The 24,605-nt window shown below is 28.5% G+C and carries 25 protein-coding genes; 7 read left to right on the plus strand and 18 right to left on the minus strand.

The window, feature by feature from the left end; genetic code table 11:
• From ltrA to ACJDTP_RS21740, 4 genes are all read right to left on the minus strand, one after another.
• Positions 1 to 1,169: group II intron reverse transcriptase/maturase (ltrA, locus tag ACJDTP_RS21725; RefSeq protein ID WP_406762464.1), on the minus strand; the 1,169-nt coding region annotated here is incomplete at its 3' end.
• A gap of 530 nt (positions 1,170 to 1,699) precedes the next feature.
• Entirely contained in the window at positions 1,700 to 2,644 is a 945-nt protein-coding gene (locus ACJDTP_RS21730; protein ID WP_039769901.1) for a 2-hydroxyacid dehydrogenase, read from the minus strand.
• A 522-nt stretch (positions 2,645 to 3,166) separates the two neighbouring features.
• Positions 3,167 to 3,688, minus strand: a complete 522-nt coding sequence (gene dcd / locus ACJDTP_RS21735; RefSeq protein ID WP_023973939.1) for a dCTP deaminase — start codon at positions 3,686 to 3,688, stop codon at positions 3,167 to 3,169.
• 115 nt (positions 3,689 to 3,803) lie between these two features.
• Entirely contained in the window at positions 3,804 to 4,547 is a 744-nt protein-coding gene (locus ACJDTP_RS21740) for a hypothetical protein (RefSeq protein ID WP_017211241.1), read from the minus strand.
• Between the two features lie 253 nt (positions 4,548 to 4,800).
• Between ACJDTP_RS21740 and ACJDTP_RS21745 the strand changes: the two genes are divergently transcribed.
• On the plus strand, positions 4,801 to 5,130 hold the full coding sequence (locus ACJDTP_RS21745; protein ID WP_017211242.1) for a HesB-like protein: 330 nt from the start codon (positions 4,801 to 4,803) through the stop codon (positions 5,128 to 5,130).
• 126 nt (positions 5,131 to 5,256) lie between these two features.
• Here ACJDTP_RS21745 and ACJDTP_RS21750 read toward each other — a convergent pair whose 3' ends face one another.
• The 5 genes from ACJDTP_RS21750 to yjbM form a co-directional block, all read right to left on the minus strand.
• The gene (locus ACJDTP_RS21750; protein ID WP_039769897.1) at positions 5,257 to 5,928 is read right to left on the minus strand and encodes a hypothetical protein; all 672 of its coding nucleotides are present in this window, start codon (positions 5,926 to 5,928) and stop codon (positions 5,257 to 5,259) included.
• 79 nt (positions 5,929 to 6,007) lie between these two features.
• Entirely contained in the window at positions 6,008 to 7,342 is a 1,335-nt protein-coding gene (locus ACJDTP_RS21755) for a vWA domain-containing protein (RefSeq protein WP_406762465.1), read from the minus strand.
• 146 nt (positions 7,343 to 7,488) lie between these two features.
• On the minus strand, positions 7,489 to 8,577 hold the full coding sequence (locus tag ACJDTP_RS21760; RefSeq protein ID WP_406762466.1) for an ATP-binding protein: 1,089 nt from the start codon (positions 8,575 to 8,577) through the stop codon (positions 7,489 to 7,491).
• Positions 8,578 to 8,594: 17 nt separating this feature from the next.
• Positions 8,595 to 9,374: a hypothetical protein gene (locus tag ACJDTP_RS21765; RefSeq protein ID WP_406762467.1), complete on the minus strand. Its 780-nt coding sequence runs from the start codon at positions 9,372 to 9,374 to the stop codon at positions 8,595 to 8,597.
• 258 nt (positions 9,375 to 9,632) lie between these two features.
• Positions 9,633 to 10,424 carry a GTP diphosphokinase gene (gene yjbM, locus ACJDTP_RS21770; RefSeq protein ID WP_023973943.1) on the minus strand — a complete coding sequence of 264 codons (792 nt, stop codon included), beginning with the start codon at positions 10,422 to 10,424 and terminating at the stop codon, positions 9,633 to 9,635.
• A gap of 194 nt (positions 10,425 to 10,618) precedes the next feature.
• Between yjbM and ACJDTP_RS21775 the strand changes: the two genes are divergently transcribed.
• Together ACJDTP_RS21775 and ACJDTP_RS21780 are read left to right on the plus strand one after the other, a co-directional pair.
• Positions 10,619 to 11,299 carry a DUF2225 domain-containing protein gene (locus ACJDTP_RS21775; protein ID WP_406762468.1) on the plus strand — a complete coding sequence of 227 codons (681 nt, stop codon included), beginning with the start codon at positions 10,619 to 10,621 and terminating at the stop codon, positions 11,297 to 11,299.
• A gap of 39 nt (positions 11,300 to 11,338) precedes the next feature.
• A complete protein-coding gene (locus ACJDTP_RS21780) occupies positions 11,339 to 12,292 on the plus strand; it encodes a methyl-accepting chemotaxis protein (protein ID WP_078114402.1) in 954 nt (317 codons plus the stop codon).
• Positions 12,293 to 12,380: 88 nt separating this feature from the next.
• Here ACJDTP_RS21780 and ACJDTP_RS21785 read toward each other — a convergent pair whose 3' ends face one another.
• The 6 genes from ACJDTP_RS21785 to tlp form a co-directional block, all read right to left on the minus strand.
• A complete protein-coding gene (locus tag ACJDTP_RS21785; protein WP_406762469.1) occupies positions 12,381 to 13,259 on the minus strand; it encodes an aldose 1-epimerase family protein in 879 nt (292 codons plus the stop codon).
• A gap of 189 nt (positions 13,260 to 13,448) precedes the next feature.
• Positions 13,449 to 14,138, minus strand: coding sequence for a metallophosphoesterase (locus ACJDTP_RS21790; protein ID WP_406762470.1), 690 nt, complete (start codon positions 14,136 to 14,138; stop codon positions 13,449 to 13,451).
• 27 nt (positions 14,139 to 14,165) lie between these two features.
• Positions 14,166 to 14,426, minus strand: coding sequence for an EscU/YscU/HrcU family type III secretion system export apparatus switch protein (locus tag ACJDTP_RS21795; protein ID WP_012060762.1), 261 nt, complete (start codon positions 14,424 to 14,426; stop codon positions 14,166 to 14,168).
• 143 nt (positions 14,427 to 14,569) lie between these two features.
• Positions 14,570 to 16,453: a flagellar hook-length control protein FliK gene (locus ACJDTP_RS21800; protein WP_406762471.1), complete on the minus strand. Its 1,884-nt coding sequence runs from the start codon at positions 16,451 to 16,453 to the stop codon at positions 14,570 to 14,572.
• 299 nt (positions 16,454 to 16,752) lie between these two features.
• Positions 16,753 to 17,823 (minus strand): butyrate kinase, encoded by a 1,071-nt coding sequence (gene buk / locus ACJDTP_RS21805; protein ID WP_406762472.1) that lies wholly within the window; start codon positions 17,821 to 17,823, stop codon positions 16,753 to 16,755.
• Between the two features lie 432 nt (positions 17,824 to 18,255).
• On the minus strand, positions 18,256 to 18,483 hold the full coding sequence (gene tlp / locus ACJDTP_RS21810) for a small acid-soluble spore protein Tlp (protein WP_077837180.1): 228 nt from the start codon (positions 18,481 to 18,483) through the stop codon (positions 18,256 to 18,258).
• Positions 18,484 to 18,677: 194 nt separating this feature from the next.
• Between tlp and ACJDTP_RS21815 the strand changes: the two genes are divergently transcribed.
• The 4 genes from ACJDTP_RS21815 to ACJDTP_RS21830 are packed head-to-tail and all read left to right on the plus strand — an operon-like array spanning position 18,678 to position 19,772.
• Entirely contained in the window at positions 18,678 to 18,866 is a 189-nt protein-coding gene (locus tag ACJDTP_RS21815) for a hypothetical protein (RefSeq protein ID WP_012060766.1), read from the plus strand.
• 36 nt (positions 18,867 to 18,902) lie between these two features.
• Positions 18,903 to 19,178 (plus strand): spore coat protein, encoded by a 276-nt coding sequence (locus ACJDTP_RS21820; protein WP_077855258.1) that lies wholly within the window; start codon positions 18,903 to 18,905, stop codon positions 19,176 to 19,178.
• Between the two features lie 48 nt (positions 19,179 to 19,226).
• Positions 19,227 to 19,463 (plus strand): hypothetical protein, encoded by a 237-nt coding sequence (locus ACJDTP_RS21825; protein WP_406762473.1) that lies wholly within the window; start codon positions 19,227 to 19,229, stop codon positions 19,461 to 19,463.
• 18 nt (positions 19,464 to 19,481) lie between these two features.
• Positions 19,482 to 19,772, plus strand: coding sequence for a spore coat protein (locus tag ACJDTP_RS21830; RefSeq protein ID WP_078114394.1), 291 nt, complete (start codon positions 19,482 to 19,484; stop codon positions 19,770 to 19,772).
• Positions 19,773 to 20,041: 269 nt separating this feature from the next.
• Here the strand turns inward: ACJDTP_RS21830 and tyrS are convergent, their stop codons facing one another.
• The 3 genes from tyrS to ACJDTP_RS21845 form a co-directional block, all read right to left on the minus strand.
• A complete protein-coding gene (gene tyrS, locus ACJDTP_RS21835) occupies positions 20,042 to 21,262 on the minus strand; it encodes a tyrosine--tRNA ligase (protein WP_103699051.1) in 1,221 nt (406 codons plus the stop codon).
• A 298-nt stretch (positions 21,263 to 21,560) separates the two neighbouring features.
• Positions 21,561 to 22,709 carry an AlbA family DNA-binding domain-containing protein gene (locus ACJDTP_RS21840; RefSeq protein WP_406762474.1) on the minus strand — a complete coding sequence of 383 codons (1,149 nt, stop codon included), beginning with the start codon at positions 22,707 to 22,709 and terminating at the stop codon, positions 21,561 to 21,563.
• Between the two features lie 207 nt (positions 22,710 to 22,916).
• Positions 22,917 to 23,999 (minus strand): sensor domain-containing diguanylate cyclase, encoded by a 1,083-nt coding sequence (locus ACJDTP_RS21845; RefSeq protein WP_077843883.1) that lies wholly within the window; start codon positions 23,997 to 23,999, stop codon positions 22,917 to 22,919.
• Positions 24,000 to 24,605: the final 606 nt, after the last annotated feature.

Genomic DNA, 24,605 nt, shown 5'->3' on the forward strand with positions numbered 1-24,605 from the left:
TCAATTAGCTTTCCGCGTGCGTTAGCAATTCCATAATAATTAATCCATCCTCTTGTGATTTGATTTAATTTTAGTAGCCTATATTCCATACTACTTCCTTTGTTTCTGTTAGTATAGAATTTAATCTTTTCCTTAAATCTCTTTATAGATTTCTCATGGATTCTTATTTCTGCTCCGCTTTTCGAAAAGTAAAAAGAAAATCCTAAGAATTTTCTTTTAGATACAAAGTCCACTGCACTTTTATCCTTATTTACTTTAAGTTTTAGTTTATTTTCAATTATATTTGTCATAGATTTCATTACTCTAAGCCCTGCTCTTTTACTTTTGACATATACATTATCATCATCTGCATATCTGCAAAATTTATGACCTCGTTTTTCAAGTTCTTTATCCAGTTCGTCTAGAATTATGTTTGCTAATAATGGACTTAATGGACCACCCTGTGGTGTTCCTTCTTCACTCGTTATCGAGATGCCGTTAATAAGAATTCCGCTTTTAAGATACTTTCTTATTAATGATAACAATCTTTTGTCTTGTATTTTCTTTTCAAGTTTACTCATGAGAATATCATGATTAACTTTATCAAAGAATTTCTCTAAATCCATATCTACAACCCATCTATTGCCTTGATTTATATATTGTTTTGATTTCGTTATAGCATCCTTTGCTCCTCTGCGAGGACGGAATCCGAAACTATTCTCTGAAAATAGTGGTTCATATATTTTAGATAATACTTGAGCAATAGCCTGTTGAATCAATCTATCTTGTACAGTTGGTATCCCTAAAAGTCTAACTCCACCATCTGGTTTGGATATTTCTTTTCTCCTTACAGGTGACGGATTATACTTATTTTCTAGTAGCTTAGCTTTAATTGTTTCCCAGTGTTTCTTGATATGCTCACGAAGTTCATCGGTCTTCATTCCATCAACACCGTGGCTCCCTTTATTGCTAATTACTCTTTTAAGCGCTAAAATCATATTATTTCTTTCTAGAACTTCTTCAAGTAATCTACTATTATCAAATGCTCCACCGTTTACGCTTTCTCTATTTGGTAAAACCATAGAATTACTCGGCACCTTTGATTTACCTTGAAGTTCCACTTCTACTTCCATCAATTGGTCTCTATATTGAGTTTTCTGCTTTCTTTGCAAATTCTTTGATTTATCCAAAGTTGTAAACCTCCTAACGTTCAGTCCTTCATCCGCTATCGCGATTAGCGGAGTTACTATGACTTCTGCTGACTTCTGATAGTTCAGCTATATATCACTATATAGGTTGTATCCTAGAAATTTAATTCATTTGGTACGCATCTATCAGACCTCCCCAGGTAAGAGCACGCACTTTCACCTCATCTATCTGCCACATTTACTCTAGCTATTTCGGATAGTTATGGGGCTTTACTTTGTCTAGCAAGTTTGCCCATAGCTTTGAGCCTCATATGTGATTCGTGTACCTCAGACCAAGGTTTTGCTTTTGGCTTCCTTCAGATTCCACCTCACGATGGACACCCTTGCCGTTAGCTAAATGGTTGGCACTATCAGCCCCCATTACGGACTTTCACCGATTAGTACGTGCCCATGCTGGGCACACTAAAAAAATAAAAATCCCTCAAAAGGGATTTCTATTTATACTATCTAAGAAAAGCATCAAGGCTTTTCTTCCCAGGTTTCTAATTCTAAATTAACATATATAAATTGACTTATTTAATTACATTTTGCGGAGTACCTTTTAACCATTTTTTTATATTATCAAAAACAATAACTGCTCTCTTTTCGAAAGCTTCCGCTGTTGCAAATGCAACATGAGGAGTAACTATTAAATTATTTGCTCCAAACAATACATGATCTGTAGGAATTGGTGGCTCAATTTCAAATACATCTACTCCCGCACCGGCAATTTTGCCATTATTTAAAGCTTCCGCAAGTGCTGAACTATCTAAAACAGGACCTCGTGCTGTATTTATTAAAATTGCACTTTCTTTCATTAATGATAATTTTTCATTATTTATTAATCCTTTAGTGCTTTCATTTAGTGGAACATGAAGCGATACTATATCACAAGTAGCCATTAATGTATCTAAATCTACAAATTCGATTCCTTCAACATCTTTTTTAGTCCTGCTATAAGCGTATACATCACATCCAAATGCTTTAGCAATTGCGGCAGTTCTCATACCTATAGCTCCTGCCCCTACTACTCCAAACTTCTTTCCTGCGAGTTCAAATCCCACAAGCCCATTCTTCGTTCCACCTTCTCTAGTCACCTTATCACATGGTATAATATTTCTATATAGAGAAATAACCATACCAAATACTAAGTCTGCAACTGCAGCAGTTGAGTATCCAGCACAATTGCATACTAAAATGTCTCTTTCCTTACAGTAATCCATTGCAACATGGTCTACTCCTGTAAACGCAACACAAATCATTTTCAAATTTGGACAGTTTTCTATTACCTCTTTTTTATATGGAAGATTGGATATTACTACAGCATCAGCATCTTTGCTTCTTTCTATTAATGTTTCGGTATCTTCTACTCTTGTATCATAATATATTATGTCTACTTCATTTCCTAAACTATTCTTTGCCATTCCCAATAACTTATCCTTATTTACACCTAATGGCTCTAATATCACTAATTTCATTTACTTCATTCTCCTTTATATATTAATTTATATTTAAAAATGATTTGTTAAAAGCGCTTTATCTATATTATATATGATACATCCCCATCAGAATCTTTTGAATAGATATATGTGAAATTTTTTATTTTAATTATCCTCAGATAAAAAAAGATTCGGATATTTTCTTCTAGAGTATCTAAAAAAACATCCGAACCTTTTTTCATATTAACCAACATATAAGTGATATTTCTGAATGCAATTTCGGAAATAAAATTGAAATATCAGTATATGATGAACTACATGAATTTGCAGATAATATTTGCATATCGTATTTGTTGTTTCAACTTAATAAATCTCAATTTTATTATTATAAATAAGACTTAGTAAGTTGAACATATTTACGAACTTAGTTTTAAAATAACAATGTATAGATTTTGAGCAATATAATTCATTCGTTATAAGAGTGCTTACCTTGCATTGCCTGATGACTTAATACAGATTTTGATGCTTAAAATTTTTAGAACGTATTGCTCATAAATACAACTATCTTTCAAAATCTTTATACATTAAACTTGGCTGTATTCCTTTATTATTCTGATATTTTCCACTGCTATATAAATCATATTCTCCATGGATATCATGATAATATATTTGACATATTTCTACGTTAGGATAAACTTTTATTGGCTGAACGCAAAAAATTTCTAACGTCCAGTAGCCTGAAAATCCAATATCTCCGAATCCAGCTGTAACATGAATAAATAACCCTAATCTACCTGTTGAAGAGCGTCCTTCAAGCATAGGGACATATTTACTAGTACTCGTAAATTCATTTGTTCTACCTAAGTATAATTTACCTGGTTCTAATAATAATCCATACTCCGGAATTTTTATAACTTTTGTTGGATTTGGAGTTTTCATATCTAAAATATCATTTTCATAAACTAATAATTCATTATGCAAAGACAAATTATAACTATTAGGATTTATTTTTTCCTCATCAAAAGGTTCAATTATTATATTACTACCAATATTTTTTAATATTTCTTTTCCTGATAATATCATTAGTTCTCCTCCAAGCTATATACTTTAATAAATAGTTCATAATGTATTATTTTAATGTATTAAATCTAATAAATTCTAAATGCCTAACCAATAATATCACAATATATAAGAAAATTTATGCATTTAAGATTTCTTTAAACTCAAACAATACTTTTTTAACATTCTCTTCATCTAAAGGCTTATAGCTATTTAAATATCCTGAAGCATCAAGAGCTTCATATGCTTTCTTACTCATTGAAATCCAATTTTCAGGTATATAAATCCACACTATATCCTCATATTTACAACTTAATAAAAAATGTTCTAATCCTCTAAATGCATATTCTTCAATTTCGTGAAGCTCATTTAGAATCTTATAATCCTTAACTATTTTAGAACTTAACTCACATTTATATATGTCTACATAGAAGAAATCAAATTTATTTTTTTTTGCTTTAAAGGCATCCCCTTTTATTATCCGTATTTTTTTATTTTTAGGAAAATTATTATTATATAATTTTATTATTTCTTCACTAATTTCATATACAATTACTTCTTCTACACTATTTTTTTTTGCAATTTCTTGAACTACATATCCAATGCCAAGTCCAATTACACCAACTTTTCCGTGAGCAAAAGAAATTGCTCCATATGAACTTTCAACTGTCTCTGGTGTTAGTTTCATTAAATCACTGCCATTTTTATATAATTGAATTATATCTATATCATATTCTTCTTCATTTTCATACATATAACCTTGTAATTCTTGCTTTATTATGGTATCTTTAACTATTTTATAGTCGCCACAAGTTCCTTGATTAATTAAGTCACTATATCGCTTTATCTCTTGGAACACAAAACTTTTATTATATGGTTTCATAGTTAATTCCCCTTCTTACAATATTTAATGCAAAATCTTTAATAGTTCTATATTATTATAGCACATTTTCCAATTTATGTATAATATTGTATAATTTATTTATTAACATTATATATTCAATAAACCATAATATAATAGCACATTCTTAGACATAATATAACTATTAATATTAACTTTTTATTTTAATATATATATGCTATACTTACTTTAATGATTTAATATCATTAATATTTCATAAAGTAGGTGTTTATATATGAAAAATGTTAATATAAGTGAAGAAGCTTATAATGAATTTAAAGCTTTTTTAGAAGAAAATAAAATAACTGATTTCAATATTAGAATAAATTTTGCTGGTTATGCATGTAGCGGTCCAGTTTTTAACATATCTCTTTCAGAAGCTACTGATGCCGACGAGGTTGAAAAAATGAATGATATTTCATTTATATACGAAAAATCCCTAATAGAACAATTTGGTGGATTTATAATACTTTCTTCTGATGAAAATGAAGGTAATGGCTTAAGTTTAAAGCCTGTTATAGCGCCTGAAGGCGGATGTGGTGGTTCTTGCTCAGGATGCCACTAAAATCATAATAAAAAATGTAGAATAAATGAAGAATATTTATTCTACATTTTTTTGTTGTTCTGAGTTCTTATACCATCTAACATTCCCCTTACAAAAAGCTTAATTCTTACTCTACAGTTAATCACTTTACTTATTTGTACTATCAACCGACTCTATTTTCCACTGCACATTCCCATAGTCATCACTTATTTTATATATACCTTCCAAAAGATCTATCCAATAATGATTTTTTATAACCTTACTTTCCTTATCTTCACCTGTAGCTCCATTTAAATTTTCTTCATTAAATTCATTAAAGTATTCGTATGTTTTTGAAGAAATCTCATACATATATTTAAAAGATTGTAAATCTTCACTTTCTAGCCTTATTTTATTTGATTCATTTTTCATCTCTTTACTTACAGTAGACAACATATACTCCTTTATCTTTTCATTTATATTATTTTCCATTATCTTATCAGTTTTAATTACCTTAGAGAAAAACGGTATTGCATTTTGAGTGTATGCTCTATACTGTTGCCATAATTCTATTATGTCATTAGACATTTCATCATAATTCTTATAAAGCTTTACTAAATCTTCATTTTTTAAACTATTCTCTTCAATTCCTTTAGACAATATATCCATATTGCTTTCATTTCTTTGCTTAAAATCCTCTATCTTAGTATAGGATTCCTGACCTAGTTTATATTTATAATTATTTAATTTAAATACTACATATATATTAAGTATTATACTTACTACAAGAAGTATAGATAAAAACCTTGTATAATCTGTAATTTTCATTCCTTGGGTCAAGAATATCACTCCTCTATACTGTAATTTATTTTAACATATTACCTTATATTTGCCTATTTAAAATTGGTTAATAATTTCCCTATCTAGCCCAGTCGTGTATAGCTTCATTTACCATTTCCAATCCGATATTCCCACCTGAGCTTTCCTTCTTTTCAGTATTTATTCTTTTAATCTCTCCATAAGGATTTTTTAATGATAATTCTTCATTTCCAGATACAACCCATATAGTTTTTTTGTTAATTGGCTTTACTTCAAGCTCTCTTTCTCCAACACCATCTGTAAAATATATTAATACAGCACTTCTTAAATTATTTTCATTTATATACCTAAATACAGGTGTAAATTTCGTAGATCCATTATCTTTGCTTCTCTTTCTTATGTCATTCTCATTTCTTAAGTCATATACTTTTCTAATCTCACTATCACATTCGATAATTGTGATTTTATTCTTAATATTTGAAGTTATAGACAATATCTCCACTAGTATCTTATGCATATCACTGTCCTTCATGCTAGCACTTATATCTATTGCTACAATTAATTCAGTTTGACTCTTAGGTAACCTCCCTCTTAAATCTAATCTTTCCGGCTGTCTTCTATCCCTTCTTGTTATTGTCCTCTTATATCCTGATTTCACACTTGGGAGTATATTTTTAAGAACAAGTTGCCAAGGTATTTCTGCCTTTTCTTTGTACGCTAAAATTATGTTTTCTAATCCTTTTGGAGTGTTTTCATTATAAGCACTTAGAGCCGTTTTCTTAGTCAAATTACTAATATCTTCATCACTTATTTGAGCACTTTCCCACAAATCATGGACTTTTGACATATCCACTTCATATTTCGAATCATCATCTTTATCAACTTTATCTTGCTTTATTCTAGACTTAATTGATTTATGAATTTCTTCTGCATATTCCTCGACACTTCTATTTTCCTCAAGTGATAAATTATATTCCATGTTAACTGCATAAAGCCTTTTGCTAAAGGGTGGTAAATCTTTTATATACTGATTAATTGAAATATCTAAAGCAACATTTACCGCTTCTTTACTAAATCTATCCTTCAATTTTCTTTCTCTTTCAAAATGAGAATTCATTATATGATATATTTCATGTTTAAATAATGCTGCCATTTCTTTTCTATTACAATCCAAAAATAAAAATGGATTAAAATACATCTCGAATCTATCACGCTTTGGAATAGTTGATATTGGCGCTGTTAAGGTAGTATTTATTTTCCGTTGAACTCTAAGCATGAATTGCCCAAAAAAAACATCTTGAGTTTGCAACAAATATAATATAATATCCTCTACTAGCTCAAAGAAATTTCTTTTATAATTATCACTAAATTTATCATCTTCACTCAATTGATAGGCTTCTTTTAAAAGTTGCTGTCTTTTTTCTTCAAAATCCATACTCTCCTCCCCCTCTTTTATTGATTGCTTGCAATAAACTTAATTTGTAATAGCAATTTTTAGGTGTAACTTTACTTTTTAAAGGAAACTCGACTCACATTCGTTCGCTGAGTAAGTTCGATAAACCAAATCATAGATTTGAATTCTCACTTAAATATATTAAAAAATGTATCTAAAAACTCTTCAGTAGCCAGTAGCTTTTCATATAATCCATTTTCCGTATAATCTCTTTTTATTTCCTTCATGATACCAAGCCTCAAATCTCTTGGATATAAGTTTAGAAGTTCTGAAAATAGCCTTAAATTTCTTTCTATAGAAATATTCTCTAAATATCTTAACGAATTTTTTGACAATATATATAATCTAGAATGATTTTCCTTTTCTATTTTTTCCTTTAGCTCAAAATTTAAAATATCATTGCTGAATATATCTTCAACCTTTACTAAAGGTGTTTTTAGATTGATTAAAAAATTTCCAAAATCATTTGCAATACTAATTCCAACATTTCCTTTTACAACATTCAGTAAAGTATCTAAAGAGTATTTCCCCTTATTCTTCACAAATATTTTATATGCTTTTGATACTCTCTCCCAGCTTCTTGGAGTAGCTTTTATTGTTTCTTCTGAATCAGGAGTATGTAGATATTCTGGAAATGTAGACAAAAATTCTATTATATGTTCGTCAATATTTCCATCCTTACTCATTCCCCACTTAATCCATTCTTTAATGTCAGAATCAAGCCTTACCCAAACAAATCTATCTTCTTGAGCTGGATCCATATCAACAACATCATATTGACTACTATTAAATCCATCATTTTTATTAGAAGGATTCATTGCAGCTATTACTTTAACTCTTTCATCTAATATATATCCATTAATCTCTCTATTTAATATAAGATTCATAAGTTCTTGTGCTACAGCATGATCGCATCTATTCAATTCATCTATAAATAAAATGACATTTCTGTTTGTGTCTTCATCTAATGCTTTTTTGATTTCAATAAGCTTACTATGTGTTGCATATATAGTCGTTCTATTTTCAACTACAGGAAGTCCTCCTATTTCCCCTTCTTTTAGTAAGTTAGCATCTATTGTAACAAGGTAATGCCCATTTTCTTTTGCTATGCGCTTAACTAATGAAGTCTTTCCAACTCCACTTTCTCCTATAATTAAAGGTACATCATTTGATGCAACTATTAAATCTACTGTGTTTAAACACTCTGAATAATTCAATCTTTTCGCCTCCACTCTTATATAGATAATTTATAATCTACTAGAAACTTTTTAGCGTTGGTGCTTCCATATTCTCTAACAAAATTAATTTTATCCATCTCCAAAACCTCTAACTCTAGAAAATCTTCAATGTATTTCTTACTAATATTATCTTGTCTAATTTTTTCTTGAAGCACCTCAACTACTAGTTCTACATCTATGCTTTCATAAATATACTTAACTACATTTATATTTTTATATATAAATTTTTTTATTTCATCTAAATCATAGTTAGAAATATAATTTATAGCTTCCCCATTTAGTTCTATAGCTTTTATTTTCGCCCTAAGGCTTGGATTTTTTATAAATCTAATTGCTACATAGTAGTTTTCTATAGCTTTAAGCTGAATTTCTTCAGAAGGATTCTCTATATATTTAATTGCATCATAGTCCCTACTAACAGCTAATAATTGAAGTTCCTCGCTAGGATTCTCTACAAATTGTATAGCCCATCCTTTAGTCTTAATAGCTTCCTTTATCACCTTTTCAGTAGGATTATTTATTAACTCTAAAGAGTTCCACAAGCTTTTAACACACATTATAGCGATTTCTTCATTAACGTCTTTAATATATTTTACTGACAATGGAGTATTTGCAACAGCTTGTTTTTGTACATCTCTGCTAGGGTTCTTGATATATCTAATATTGTTACCATTATTCTTAACAATAAATAATTCTAATTCCTCATCAACTTTGTCTAGTTCCTGAATATATTCAGGATTGTTTTTCAATCTCAATAATAGTTGATCTCTATCCATTTTTATCTCCTTATTATATATATTAATTTCATATTATGTTATTTCTATATAAAACATTATACTTGATATTGCCGACATATTCACTATGCTTGATTAATAAACACAGTCTACTTCGCTGGTACTTAATAAATATTTAATATTCTATAAAAAAATATAGCTGCAGATATTTCTTTTAAATATTGAAAATCTACAGCTATATTTTAAGTTATTTGAACAATAAAACATAATTTTCCTTATGAACTAAATATACAAAAATTCTTAATCTGTATATTTTTCAATTTCTCTTTTAACAGAAAACAATAAACTATTTAGCTCCCAAACTTCGCCATCTTCTATTAACTTATTTAAAGTTTTTTGGAATCTGGCTGCCTCTGTTTCCTTACCTAGTGAAATTAAAGTTAATAGTAAATTCATTATATTTGAAATTAAATGCGATTTAACCTCAAACAACTTTTGCGCATCTTTAATTTCATCTTTGATTTCTAACATTTCTTCATCTAATCTAAATGCTGCATCCGCAGATCTTTTAAGTTTTTCCTTTAATTGTTCTGGTATATGTTGCTTATATTTGTAATTAAGAGAATGTTCTATAGTTGCCCAGAAATTCATTGCTAATGTCCTTATTTGAAATTCAGCTAAAATTTCAACTAATCCTTCTGCCATATTTACAGGATATTTTATTATCATATGATAACTTCTATAACCACTTTCTTTGACATTCCTTACATAATCCTTCTCATAAAGTATTTGCATATCTTTACGTTCTCTTAATATCTGCACAACTGTGTCTATATCATCAACAAACTGACACATTATTCTTATACCTGCAATATCCTCAAGTTCATATCTAATCCTATCTATTGGTATTTCAAATTTGTTAGCTTTTTCTAACATACTTGATACTTCTTTTACTCTTCCTGTTACAAACTCTATAGGTGAATATTCATTTTTTTTTCTATATTCTTTTCTAATTGATTTTAACTTAACTTTCAGTTCATCTACTGCTTGCTCATAAGGCATTAAGAAAACCTTCCAATCATTCATTGCCATTATATCACCCTTTAATACATTACTATCATTTCTCAATTTCATCCTTATCTATTATATCAAAAACTTTAAATTAAGTGTAATTAATAATAAATAAACTATTTAAAAAATATTCATATGAATGCGTTTAATATGTTATAATCAATGTATAATATAGAATTTTATTCTAGATTGTATTTTTGATGGGGTGACTGAAAATGAGTGATACGAGTATATTAAATCATCTTTTTGACAAACAGATAATCTGTCCTGTTTGTAATTCACATTTTAAAGCTAAAACAGTTAAATCTAAGTCACCACGAGTTATTTCTAAGGATTCAGATTTCTTTATAAGATACTCTGTAGTAAATCCGTATTTTTATGATGTATTAATATGTAATTCGTGCGGCTACGCTGCAATGAGATCAGATTTCGAAAAACTAAAATTGCATAAAAAAGAACTTGTTTTAAGCAACGTAACACCAAAATGGAAACCGAGAGAATATCCACATATCTTAGATGAAAAATTAGCAATTGAACGCTATAAATTGGCCTTATTAAATGCCATGCTTATTGATTTACCAGACAGTACAAAAGGGATGATTTCTCTAAAAATTGCTTGGATGTATAGATTATTGGATAATAGTATTCAAGAAACTTTATTTTTAAAACAAGCTCTCGAAGGATTCAATACTGCTTATATGACTGAGATTTTTCCTATATATGGCTTACAAAGAGATTCTTTAATGTATCTTTTGGGAGAATTAAACCGAAGATTAGGAAATAATCAAGATGCATTACAATGGTACTCTAAAACTATTGTTAATACAAATTCTTCTTATAAAATTAAAGAGATGGCTCGCGTTGGAAAAGATTTAATTAAAACTGCCAACACATAAAAATATATTTTTATTTATCATTTCAAGGGGGAATATAACATGGGATTTTTTAACAAAAACAGTAATAAAAATACTACTATGACAGAAACTATTGTATCAGATGTTTCTAACAGTGGGGAAAACAATACTAACGCTAGTCAAAAAAATTTAACCAACATCAATGATTTAAGAGAAAAAGCTTCTTTAATTGATAATTCTATAAAGAGCGCTTCATCTACTGCATCAGAATTAGTATCTTCTGCTGAAGCTCAAAATAGAGAAATAAGCAATGTAAAGAATATTTTATCAGGTTTTCGTGCTAATATGGAAGACTTAGCAATTAACATTACTAATGTTCACATTAAAGTGTTAGATACTGATAAATTGGCTGATACAGGATTAAATACAATAGGAAATTTAGATACATCTCTAAATGAGCTTGAAGACGCTTTCACAATATCAACTTCAACAGTAAATGCTTTAGTATCAAAACTAGAGTCTGTAAATAGTATAACTGATTCCATAAGCCAAATCGCAAGCCAAACTAATCTTCTATCATTAAACGCGGCTATAGAGGCAGCAAGAGCTGGTGAAGCTGGTAAAGGATTTTCTGTTGTCGCAGGTGAAGTTAGAAAGCTTGCAGAGAACTCAAAACTTGCTGTTCAAAGTATAACTAGTATACTTGAAGAAATTAAAGTGGACATATTAAAAGCTTCTAATGCAATGAATTCTGGTAATTCAGCATTAACAACTCAACATAACTCACTACAAGAAGCTAAAACTAGTTTTTCTGATATTAAAACTTCTATAGAAGATGCCACTGAAGAAATTAGCACTTGCATAGAGAATTTGACTACTGCTTCTGAAGCAAAAGATACTGTTATTAATTCTATTGATAACATAAGCGTTCTTTTCAAAGAACATGAATCTTTATCAAAAGAAATTATTACAGATCTTAATAACCAAGAAGATGCTATTAAAAAGATGAGTAATTCAATAGAACATTTATCATAGATTTTAAAATCTATTTATTAATAAATAATAGAAAGCTATCTAATATTTTCAATTAGATAGCTTTTGTTATTTCAATTATACTATAATTTTATTCTTCAATAGAAATGATGTAGCTACAGTTAAATTCTTTTCCTTCTTCTAATGACATTATTCCTTCTTTATCCTTAAATTCTTCATTAAAATCTCCATAATCAGCATGACCAAACCAAGGTTCTATACATACAAATGGAGCGCCATCAACTGGAGCCCATATTCCCATGTAAGGAAATCCATCAAACTCCACACTTAAAGACTTATTATGATTCTTTGATTTTATTGTAATTTTATTTGATTTTAAATTATCAAATACTAATGCGTCATCTTTAAATATATCTTTTTTAAGTTCAATAATATCACTATTAATTAGATAATCTTTTTTTTCATGGGTAAAATATGTATTCTTATCAAAACACATAATTGAGCTATTCTCTATCTCATTAAACTTAAGATAATAATCCTCTAATATCTCTGTTTTTTCAATTGGACACATAAATGCTGGATGAGCTCCAATTGAAAAATAGATTTTTTTATCATCCAAGTTGATAACTTTATAACTTACCTTTACACTATTTTCTTTAATAGTATAAGTAACTTGCAAAGAAAACTTATATGGATATACTTCAAGACTTTTATCCGAGAACTTTAACTCAAAAGTAATAGATTCATTGCTTTGACTTAGCAAGGTAAATTGAGAAATTCTTGCTAACCCATGAGATGGTAGTTCATATTCCTTTCCATCAACTCTATACTTAGAATCCTTTAACTTTCCTATTATAGGAAATAAATGCGGTGCGTGGTATTTCCAATATTCCGGATTGCCATTCCAAAGATATTCAGTGCCTTCCTTCTTGCCTGTTATAGAGTGTAGCTCAGCGCCATTCTCACTAGCAGTAATTTTAATTTTTTCATTTTCTAAGGAATAAATCATAAAACGTCACTCCAAATCTTATTATAATTATGTAAAGAGATATAACCTACTTATCCCAGTTATATCTATAATAATATGTAAATACAATTACCTAATTGCTTATTATTAATATTATTCAGATTAATTTTAGGCTCAAACAAATTTTCTATTTATATTTGTTGAATAAATTTTATTCTATATTTATCTGCCTCATAATATCTTTTTGGGATCAAAATTCAAGTAATCTGCTGATGTTAGTATATATTCTACTCCATCTAAATATCCATTTAATACTTTTCCAAGTAGTACTGGACCATGCAAATGGCCATATATAACTTTTTCTACTTTGTATTCTTTAATCATTCGTGTAAATTCAGATTCCTCAAATTTATCATTTGTAGGAGGATAATGAAGCATAACAATTATCTTTTCAAATCCACTATTTTTCGCAGCATCTAACGAAAGTTTCAACCTTATCTGTTCTCTGGTATATATTTTTTCATCCTTGCTAGTATATTTATCTCCGCCTGGGCACATCCATCCTCTAGTCCCACATATAGCATAATCTTCATAAGTATAAAAATTATTTTGGAGAAACTTGGTATTTTCATACATCTTATTTAATTTCGATATGCTTCCCCACCAATAATCATGGTTTCCTTTGCTTATAATCTTTTTACCTGGTAATTCGTTTATCCAATCTAAATCATATTTACTATCATTCTCTTTCAAAGACCAAGATATATCTCCAGCTATAAGCACCATATCTTTTTCAGTTATCTTTTTAAGCCAATTTTCTTTTATTTTATCAGAATGCGCTTTCCACTTGTCTCCAAAAATGTCCATTGGCTTTTCAACATTAAAACCTAAGTGTAAATCTGAAATAGTATAAAGTGCCATTTTTCTCACCTTCCGTGTTTCTTCTGTCTATAGTCTTTTCTTATCTAAATCAGTAAGAAAAGCAATTACATGAGCTACTGCTTCATATAATTCCGTAGGAATTTCATCTCCAACATCTACATTACACAATAAATCAGTTAGTTCTTTATTGTATACTATTGGTACTTCATTTTGTGTTGCTTTTTCTATTATTTTATCTGCAATATGCCCCATTCCAGCTGCTGTAACTACTGGTGCATCGCTATTAAATTCATATTTTAATGCTGCGGCCTTCTTCCTCTGATTCATATTCCTGTACACTCCTAACCGATATTTTCAATAGTTCTAAAATGTACAATTAAAGCTAAAATTCCTTCTGAATCTAAAAGTAATTATAATTAAGGCTCCTTTATTGCACATTAACTGCATATTTTAAATGAATACACTAATTATTATACCTTAATATCGATAGCAGAAATAGTTAAATCGTTAAAGAAATTTCTACAACTTACTAAGTCTACAGGCTTTTCCTTCATAGATACACTTATATTAACAAATAGCCCAAGTGTTGATAATCCATCTACTAACTTAGATTTATTATTGTTTAAAATAGATGTAAAATGGCTTTCACATTTTAAATTCACATCAATTCTATTATCTCTTAATGTCAAATATCCATCAACCTCTCCCAAATTAGCTGTTTTAACACTAACAACCATTTTAGCATTAGTTTTATCTATTTTTTTGCCATCTTTTCTATTATCTTTTATTATAAGCTTACATGGATATTCTTGACTATTTGCATTTATAGGAATATTTAAATAATAATACTCATTGCTTATAGAATTGAATACCTTAATATCATTTATATTATTTTTTATTAAATCCATTATTTTTTCATATCCAGCATCCTTTAAATCCACATGCGCTATTAAGTTCTTAACTATATCTCTTACTCCATCTATTTTAAATTTCATATCTGCTTTTATAGCTTCTTTGCTATCTAAATTACTTCTTAATAGTAAATCCTCATTTTTTAGATCAGCAAAGTTTTCCTTAGAGGATGTCGATAATTCCTTAGGCTGTATATTTCCACCTTTATCATTAGATCCTGTTTCCTCATAGTGATCTTTTCCTTCAATTCTATTATTCAATAATTTATTGAATTCTTTATATTCACTATCAGTAAGTTTGACTTCTCTACCTTCAATATTACTCAATAATATTTCTAATTTATTTTTATTTGATGATTCTATAAGACTTTGTGCTTGTGTCTTGGGCTCATTATTAGTTGTCATTCCATTACCAATTGTTTCCTTTATTAGATCAACTATTTCTTTATTATTTAATTTCTCAATTAATGAGGATGGAAGATTTACTTTTTGAGTATTTAAATTATTCTTTTCATTATCAGCAAGCTTTTGAGCTATATTTAGTTCACTATCTTCACTTCCTGCTAATGTTTTCAATACGTCTAGAACATTTATTTTCCTATTCGAAGGATCATTCTCATTATACAACTTCGATGCTATTGCTTTAGTTGTATCTGTATTATTCTTCATTAGATCAAGTTCTTTGTCTATAGTTTTATTTTTAACTACAGTCTCAAAGTTATTATTTGGTGATTCTATAAAATTTAATGACTCATTCATTTTTTTTAGTATTTGCTCTATTGATGAATTTCCTTTAAACAACTTATTAAAACTATCTATACTTTCTTCTGAAAAATCCAAGTTGTTTTCTATAAATGTAAGTATATCATCTTGTGTCATATTCTTAAATTCATTCAAGAACTTGGTAAGCATCTCTTTAACTGCTTGACCTTCCTCACTATTACCAGATATATTCTTACTTTGAAGATACGTTTGAATAAATGCATCTATTTCCTTTGGATTGGAACTTATCTTTCCATTAAATTGAATTAATCCTTTAATCAAATTAATATTATCTCTAGTTAGAGGAAGATTACGTTTAACCATTTGTTTTAAAATATCAATATCTTCCTTTGAAAGACCTTCCTTATCAATTATTTCCTGAAAGCTTTCATCGCCAGTTGATTTTTCATCTACAGAATCATCAACTAGTTTTAATTTTAACTTTCCATTTTCAAATCCGTTTACTTGGAACTTAACTAACTTAAGATCATCCAAATTAATATTTCCTTCAAGCTCAGCAATAAACTGCCATCCATCTGATAACTTGACTGTAATATCTTTTCCATCTCCCTTTGCAACTACTCTTCCTGTAAAGCGTTCCCCTACTTCAAAAGTTAACTTGCTAGAAATTTTCTTTGTATTTATATTATATCCATTATTTATATTCCAAATTCCTGGCATATTATCTTCTCCCCTACTAATTTCATTCGTACTTTCCCGATCGATTACTCTATTATACTTATCGTATGAACATAGCATAAGTTAACTAAAAAATAAAATGTTATTAATTACAATCTGATTATTTATATTTAAATATTCAGCATGATCAATCTATTATAATATTATCCGAGTATTTTCTTATTCGACATAACATTATAGCATTTATACTTTCAAATTTTAATATTATAAAAAATAAGGTGAAGCTTCCGTTTTAAAGAACCCTCACCTCTATCATTATCTTATTAAATTTACTTAATAATCTATTTATATTCTTTAACTTCTTCTTCTCCGTTAAGTACTCTAATTACTCCTTGTGCTAAAGCAAGCATTTCATCTTCACCAGGATAGATCACTACAGGTGCTATAAACCCTACTCGTTCTCTTATTAAATTAACCATTGGCTTTCCATATGCCATTCCCCCAGTTAAAATTATAGCGTCAACATTACCATTAAGTACTGTTGCTGCCGCGCCTATCTCCTTTGAAACTTGATATCCCATAGCATCGTGTACAATCTTAGACTTTGGATCTCCATCTAGTGCAGCACTTTCTACAACCCTAGCATCATTTGTGTCAAGATAAGCTACAAAGCCACCTTTTCCTGTTATTTTCTTTAAAATTTCTTCCAATGTATATTTTCCACTAAAACACATTCTAGCTAAATCACCTGATGGAACTCCTCCACTTCTTTCTGGAGAGAAGGCCCCTTCACCGTCAAGAGCATTATTAACATCTACTATTTTTCCTTTTTTATGAGCTCCTACAGAAACACCACCGCCCATATGTGCTACGATAACATTTACATCTTCATAATTTTTAGAGTTCTCTCTAGCGTATCTTTTAGCTACTGCCTTTTGATTTAGTGCATGAAAAATACTCTTTCTAGGAAGTTCTGGAACACCCGATAATCTAGCTATTTCTTCCATTTCATCTACTACCACTGGATCTACTATGAATGCAGATTTACCGATTGTTTTTGAAATTTCATTTGCTATTATAGCTCCTAAATTAGATGCATGCTCTCCTTTAACACTTTCCTTTAAATCTCTTAACATATTATCATTTACCTTATATGTCCCACTTAGGATTGGCTTTAAAAGTCCTCCCCTACCTACTACTGCATCCAATTCTTTTATATCTATTTTATTATCTTTCAATATCTTCAATATAACTTCTGTTCTAAAGTTTTGTTGATCAGAGATGTGTTTAAATTTTCCTATCTCTTCTGAAGAATGTCTTATAGTTTCTCCAAATACTTCCTTTTCATCCTCAAATACAGATATTTTTGTTGACGTAGAACCTGGGTTTATTATTAACAATTTATAGTTCACACTTTTTCCTCCCTTAAGATTTTATTTTCAATATTCCCACATGACCTGTAAAATTAAATTTTATAGTAATTCAAAATATTAATTGCTACTGCCATTAATGAAAATTTTGTAGAAAATACAATTATATTGGCGATAATATTATATACTGTATATTGGATTATTACAAGAAATAATTACTATATAATTTAAACCTTTTCATCACTTTACTATTATAACCTGAAACTATATTAATTAACAAATACTTTTTTCGTATAATTAGGATATTTAATAAGTTTTTAAATAAAAAATCACTTGTGACTAATTAGTAATTCACAAGTGATTTTTATTTACACTTAGTAACTTAATATATTGGAATAAAGTATACTATATATTAATAATATGCTTTATACTTTATTTTTTTGTTAAATGCTATTAAAATTATACTTATTTTTTCTACTTATATCCTCTTTCTTTATCCAATGCTTCATCTCTAATTTCTTCTCTCATGCCTCGAAGTGCTTCTTCTCTTCTATCATTCTTCTCTTTTAATGTTTGTTGCATTTTAGGATCATCAGTTTTTTCTATCATTTCATCTGCAAGTTCGCAATTCAAAATAGTTCTATCAATGTTATATTGAATTCTATCTACATTATCTTTTCTGTTATCTGGTTTGTTTTTCATAATTGCATCTCTCCTTTGTTTAAATATTGGAATTACTTATCTTCAAGTAATTTTCATTTTTTATTATTTACAAGATAATAATTTATTATGTACAAACATATGATGCCTATAAAAAATATAAATATTAATACATTTATTTTCCACACATTAATGAATTTAGTGGTGCAATACTATTATAGTCAGGAGGTGATTATATGAAAGCTCAATTAGCGCCACATGAAGCTATAGAAGTTAGAGAACTCATAAGCCAAGAAATGCTAGGAATAAAGAAAATTAACGCTAGCATGAATATGGTAGATGATAATGAACTAAAAAACTTTATGAAGGATTCCTTAGCCGCTAAAAAAACTGCTCTAAAAAATATACAATCTGTATTATCATAAGCAAGTTTATTACATATAGAAAGGAGAGAAATTTAAATGGATCAAAATAAGAATAACTCATTATCAGAAAAAGACATTGCTCTTGACTTAATAACAAGTTCAAAAGCAACAATAACAACTTTAGCAAAAGTATTAACAGAAACAACAAATTCAGAGCTACGAGATACACTTAAAGGTCAATTAACTGCTTGTGTTAATTCCCACTATAGATTATCAGACATAGCAGTAAATAAAGGTTGGTATAATGCTAATCAAGATCCTCAACAACAACTTCAAAAAGAATTATCATCTATAGGTTCAATAACTCAATAATATTACTTAATTATATTCAAGATTTTAATTTAGCTTGGAGGTGAAATTATGTCAAATAATAATAATAATAATAATAATAATAATAGCGGATTAGCTCCACACGAAATGATTGAACTAAGAGAATTAATGGATACTAATATTATAGGTGCTAAGAAAATACAAGCCAGCATGGCTATGGTAGATGATGATGAATTAAAATCTTTCATGGAAAAATGCCTAGATAGTAAAAAAGAAAATATAAATTCAATGCAAGATTTTATTGAAAATAAATTAAATATGCAATAAAAATAGGAGGTAGTTAATATGTCTTTTTTAGATAAGTTACTAGGAACTGATGATTCAACTCTAGCAGCTAGAGATATTGCTCAAGACATGCTTAAGGATTCTAAATTTGCTGTGACTTCTTTAGCTGCTGCTGCTACTGAAGCAGTAAATCCAGAATTAAGAGAAATGTTAAGAGGGCAATTAGATAAAGCTGTAGCTGAGCATTTTGAATTATCTGATATAGCTGTAGACAAGGGTTGGTATTCAGCTGAAGAGGCACCTATGGAACAGCTTAGAAATGAGTACGAAAACTCTCAAAATTTGAGCTAACAAAATATATAGTGAATTTTTGTGTCAGGCAAGAAGATAAATGCTGTTCCATTGAACACAATATTAATCTGACTTGCCGATACATCATTATAAAATATGATTAATATATTTGTATGTATTATAAATAATATTGTCATATATACTATTTATACTCATTTGATATAAATATTCGAGAACTTTTAGCCTTTTATCTAGTAATAGAAAAAATAAAAAGTTGTTAACTAAAAGTTTTTATACCTTCAATTAACAACATATTTTATATGATAAAATTATTTAATTTCTATCTTATTATAATTTTTCTTTCCTCTTTTAATTAATACAGCACCATCCTGGAAGTCTTCCTCAGTTAAAATTCTATTAACTTCTTCAACTTTGACCCCATTAACAGACAAGCCGCCTTGCTCAATTAATCTTCTACCTTCTTTTTTTGATGGAATAATTTTAGTACTTGCCATTACATCTAATATAGGTAAACCAATTTCTTCTTTAGCTATAGTAACAGTTGGAACATTTGACATATCAGCTCCACCAGCAAATAATGCTGTTGCTGCTTCTTCTGCCTTCTTAGCTTCTTCTTCTCCATGAACAAGTTTAGTTATCTCATACGCAAGAACTTTCTTAGCCCCATTTATCTCAGCTCCTTCAAGCGCACCTAATCTCCTCACTTCATCCATTGGTAAGAATGTTAATAATGCCAAGCATTTTTCAACATCTGCATCATCTACATTTCTCCAATATTGATAAAAATCATATGGTGAAGTTTTTGCTGGATCTAACCATAACGCTCCTCCAACAGTTTTACCCATTTTTTGTCCTTGACTATTTGTAAGTAAAGTACAAGTCATAGCCATAGCTTCCCCTTGAGCTTTTCTTCTTACAAGTTCAACTCCAGCTATCATATTAGACCATTGATCATCTCCACCAAGCTGCATTTTACAGTTGTATTTTTGGTTTAATTCATAAAAATCGTATCCTTGCATTAACATATAGTTAAATTCTAAGAATGATAATCCTTTTTCTAATCTTTGTTTAAAGCATTCTGCTGTTAACATTCTATTTACAGAAAAGTGAACTCCTACTTCTCTTAAGAAATCAACATAATTAAGATTTAAAAGCCAATCAGCATTGTTTGCTAATATTGCCTTACCATCAGAAAAATCTATAAATCTCTCCATTTGTTTCTTAATAGAATCTACATTATGCTGAATATCTTCTTTAGTAAGCATTTTTCTCATGTCAGTTTTACCACTTGGATCTCCAACCATAGCAGTTCCACCACCAATTAAAGCTATCGGTCTATGTCCTGCTCTTTGCATATGAGCCATAAACATCATTGCTATAAAGTGCCCTACATGTAAGCTATCTGCTGTTGGATCAAAACCTATATAGAAAGTTATTTTTTCATTCTCTAATAATTTTCTTGTTTCTTCTTCATGTGTAAATTGTTTTATGTATCCTCTCTCTAATAGCTCATCTAATACATTTGCCATTATAGTACCTCCTAAAATTTTCTTATTTGAGTTAATATAAACTAATTGCAGATTACAAGTCCAGGTTATAAAAACTATACGTATTTCTCAAAAAAATATATTTTAGCTTCATAAATTTATTAAACTTTTTATCATAACTTTTTGTTACCTAAGTTTTTAACTTATACTGCATTTCAGGTTAATAGAGTAAGATTATTCTAAATTTCATATTAGAATTACTTATTATAGTATATCCTCAACCTTAAATTTTGGCAATAATTCATATTTTATATACACTTATTTAGATTAAAACTCCATGTCATTTAATCTCAACGCCTGGCAATATCACCTTAAAACTATGTTCTGCTCGTGAATTAATAAATTTAACTCTGCCTTTCCCTTTAAAAGAATTTTTAATAATTGTGAATCCTCTTCCGCTATTTAAAAATCTTCTTTTCTCATCTAAAGAAATTAGTTTTTCATATAACCAAATATTTCTTTTATTATAGTTAGTTCTTTGCCCTTTTACATTCTCATCTATGAACTCACCAGGACTTGAAATAATAATCTTATTCCTATCTATAATTATTTCGATTATTTTATTCAAATCAAAGTACTCCCTATATAGAACTGCATTCTTTATTGCTTCAATTATTGCTTGCATTGGATAATTCTTTGGTAATATATCTTTTATTTTTTCTTCTGCACTATCTATCATAGATAAAAGATTTCCTTGAATTATGTGCAATTCTCCATTGGCTTTTTCTAACTTATTAATGATTTTTATCATATTGTTAGGAATATATATATAATTCTTATCAGAAAATACAAGCAATCCTCCATATGTGCATTTAAGAGGTGCGCCTTCTTTATGTTCAAAGGCTATTCCTGCACTTAACAGTAAAAATCTCTTATTTTCTTCATTAATTTCTATACCTTTTTTACTGAAATATCTATTAACTAATTCCATATTTAAAATATCAATGCTACTTTTTATAAGAGGGCAAGTTTCAATGGTTAAACTTAGATTTTCCTCCAGTAGCACAATTAATTCTTGCTTTCTCATTACATCTGTAGTAGAACCTCTCCTTATATAAAAAGCTCCATTGTCTCTAACTTGATATGGCTTTTGACCCCCATCATAAATTGATATTACGCCTATTTTCTTATTTTTAATCTCTACGAAATCAACTTCTATTGGTATTGGAGGCTCACATCTTGTCGTTATTATTTGCTGTATCTGCTCTTCTTTAAACATGTCATTTTCTTGTATGCCTATAATATTCTTAGTTTTATCTTCAACTCCAACAATTATATATCCTCTTCCCCCACTTGAATTGGCTATGGCACATATATCTTTAGTTAATTCTTTCTTACCTGTCTCGCAGAAAAGTTCTAGTTTCAATTTAAAATCTAACTTTGTTCCTTCTTCTCTTTTTATCAAAGATAGTAACTTTTTACTATCCATAATATACCCTCCTTATATATTTATTAATAAATACCACAAGTTACAAAATATTTTACCGGATACTTTAAAGATGTATATAAATTTAGCCAATAACCACTTTTTAATTTAATAATAATTTTTTTACTTATCCACTATAAAATATTATTAGCCTAAATAATAAAAAAGCATTCTTATTAATATAAATAAGTTTGCTTTATAATATTATTATTAGATTTTAAATATATTTCCACTCAGAACTCTATTCTTACCACTTTTTTTAGCTTTATATAATAAATCATCAGCCTTACTTATAAGTTCATTTAAATCTGTACCATTTAAAGGAAAAAATGAAATTCCAAAACTTGCTGTTATAGACTCATCTCTACCGTTAAAATTAATTTTACTACCTTCAATTGTACGTCGTATAGCTTCAATTTTGCTATATACATTATCCTCACTAGTAAAATCTGAAATATATAGAATAAATTCTTCCCCTCCATATCTGGCGAAGATATCATTTTTATCTATTCCATATTTAACAATATTAGCTGTGTTAATCAAAATCTTATCACCAAATTGATGACCATATGTATCATTTACCTTCTTAAAATCATCTATATCTATCATTACTATGGCAAATTTATCGTTTAATTTTCTATTCTCATTCTTTTCTAAAAATTCAAAAAAGTATTTCCTATTATATATTCCAAGTAGAGGGTCTCTTTGATTTATTTTTTCTAATTCTTTATATAGCAAAGAATTTTCTATTGCAATTGCAATCTGGTTTGCAATCGACCTAAGGAAAAGTTTAAGCTCTATGTTCATAAATTTATAGAGATTATGTTCTACTACTATATATCCAATAAATTTTTCTCTCAACTTTATTGGCGATCCCATGATTGAGTGTATGTCTATTTTATGTTCTCCAGTCTGCTTCAAAGGCTTTCTAGAATTAACTAAGAATTCCTCTCCCTTGTTTATATGCACAAATTCCTTAGAAGTTAGATTTATATTCATATTCTCAATATTGCTCGCCTTAACTATCAACTCACCATTTTCTATCATAAATATGGTTGAATATGTAACTCCTAGTATTCCAAGAATCATGTCATTAATTAGAGATATTAAATTATCACTGCTAAAAAATGTATTTATATATTTGCTTACTTCTATTATATTAGATAAAGAATCTATACTCTTTTCTAGTCTTACGTTTTTCTCATTTAGTTCTTGTATATGTTGTTCTGAAAACTTCTGATATGTTTCATATTCTATCTTTAGCGATTTATACAGCTTCTCATAATCCTGCATTTGTCCCACCATCCTCTAATCATACGAACTCCATGATTATATAACAACTTAAATTTACCATTATTTTATACTTAATACAATTATACTACAAGTAACAAAATAATTGAATACAATTACTTCAAGCTGTTTGTAAATTTTACTATATCTTTAAATTGCATATGTCCAGCATGTACACGCCATAAAAAATCATAATAAGGTTAATTATAATTAGTTTTTTTATAACGATTTTTACTATATTCTTCATCTCTCTTCAATTACTAGGAAAATTTTCATGAATTGCATCTTTCAATTTAGGATAAACTAATATTACAAAATTAATTTTACGAGGAGACAAAATAATGAGATTTATACAATGGCTTTTAGGTGTATTTATATTTTTATTGATATGTACACTATTTATACAATTTGGTAATTCGGTATTAAATATTGTATTACTTATTTCACTAATTATATTTGGTATAAGATTTTTAATTCAAAAGTATACCAATCGTTATTAGTTTCTAAAAGTTTAATTTCTGATATTAGATTTTTATATACATATCAAAAATACTATAGTTATGTATATTTTATAAATTAATAAATCCTAAAATACACTTTAGGATTTAT

Source organism: Candidatus Clostridium helianthi, assembly GCF_045310795.1.
Taxonomy (GTDB): Bacteria; Bacillota; Clostridia; order Clostridiales; family Clostridiaceae; genus Clostridium; species Clostridium helianthi.

What these genes read in the sequence shown, in the direction of transcription:
- ACJDTP_RS21825 (WP_406762473.1), top strand. Translation starts at nt 19,227, where the DNA reads ATGTCAAATAATAATAATAATAATAATAATAATAATAGCGGATTAGCT.
- ACJDTP_RS21780 (WP_078114402.1), top strand. Translation starts at nt 11,339, where the DNA reads ATGGGATTTTTTAACAAAAACAGTAATAAAAATACTACTATGACAGAA.
- ACJDTP_RS21830 (WP_078114394.1), top strand. Translation starts at nt 19,482, where the DNA reads ATGTCTTTTTTAGATAAGTTACTAGGAACTGATGATTCAACTCTAGCA.
- tyrS (WP_103699051.1), bottom strand. Translation starts at nt 21,262, where the DNA reads ATGGCAAATGTATTAGATGAGCTATTAGAGAGAGGATACATAAAACAA.
- ACJDTP_RS21840 (WP_406762474.1), bottom strand. Translation starts at nt 22,709, where the DNA reads ATGGATAGTAAAAAGTTACTATCTTTGATAAAAAGAGAAGAAGGAACA.
- ACJDTP_RS21755 (WP_406762465.1), bottom strand. Translation starts at nt 7,342, where the DNA reads ATGGATTTTGAAGAAAAAAGACAGCAACTTTTAAAAGAAGCCTATCAA.
- ACJDTP_RS21775 (WP_406762468.1), top strand. Translation starts at nt 10,619, where the DNA reads ATGAGTGATACGAGTATATTAAATCATCTTTTTGACAAACAGATAATC.
- tlp (WP_077837180.1), bottom strand. Translation starts at nt 18,483, where the DNA reads ATGAAAAACAAACCAGATAACAGAAAAGATAATGTAGATAGAATTCAA.
- ACJDTP_RS21815 (WP_012060766.1), top strand. Translation starts at nt 18,678, where the DNA reads ATGAAAGCTCAATTAGCGCCACATGAAGCTATAGAAGTTAGAGAACTC.
- ACJDTP_RS21820 (WP_077855258.1), top strand. Translation starts at nt 18,903, where the DNA reads ATGGATCAAAATAAGAATAACTCATTATCAGAAAAAGACATTGCTCTT.
- ACJDTP_RS21730 (WP_039769901.1), bottom strand. Translation starts at nt 2,644, where the DNA reads ATGAAATTAGTGATATTAGAGCCATTAGGTGTAAATAAGGATAAGTTA.
- ACJDTP_RS21785 (WP_406762469.1), bottom strand. Translation starts at nt 13,259, where the DNA reads ATGATTTATTCCTTAGAAAATGAAAAAATTAAAATTACTGCTAGTGAG.
- ACJDTP_RS21765 (WP_406762467.1), bottom strand. Translation starts at nt 9,374, where the DNA reads ATGGATAGAGATCAACTATTATTGAGATTGAAAAACAATCCTGAATAT.
- ACJDTP_RS21745 (WP_017211242.1), top strand. Translation starts at nt 4,801, where the DNA reads ATGAAAAATGTTAATATAAGTGAAGAAGCTTATAATGAATTTAAAGCT.
- ACJDTP_RS21800 (WP_406762471.1), bottom strand. Translation starts at nt 16,453, where the DNA reads ATGCCAGGAATTTGGAATATAAATAATGGATATAATATAAATACAAAG.
- ACJDTP_RS21845 (WP_077843883.1), bottom strand. Translation starts at nt 23,999, where the DNA reads ATGCAGGATTATGAGAAGCTGTATAAATCGCTAAAGATAGAATATGAA.
- ACJDTP_RS21740 (WP_017211241.1), bottom strand. Translation starts at nt 4,547, where the DNA reads ATGAAACCATATAATAAAAGTTTTGTGTTCCAAGAGATAAAGCGATAT.
- yjbM (WP_023973943.1), bottom strand. Translation starts at nt 10,424, where the DNA reads ATGGCAATGAATGATTGGAAGGTTTTCTTAATGCCTTATGAGCAAGCA.
- ACJDTP_RS21795 (WP_012060762.1), bottom strand. Translation starts at nt 14,426, where the DNA reads ATGAATCAGAGGAAGAAGGCCGCAGCATTAAAATATGAATTTAATAGC.
- ACJDTP_RS21790 (WP_406762470.1), bottom strand. Translation starts at nt 14,138, where the DNA reads ATGGCACTTTATACTATTTCAGATTTACACTTAGGTTTTAATGTTGAA.
- dcd (WP_023973939.1), bottom strand. Translation starts at nt 3,688, where the DNA reads ATGATATTATCAGGAAAAGAAATATTAAAAAATATTGGTAGTAATATA.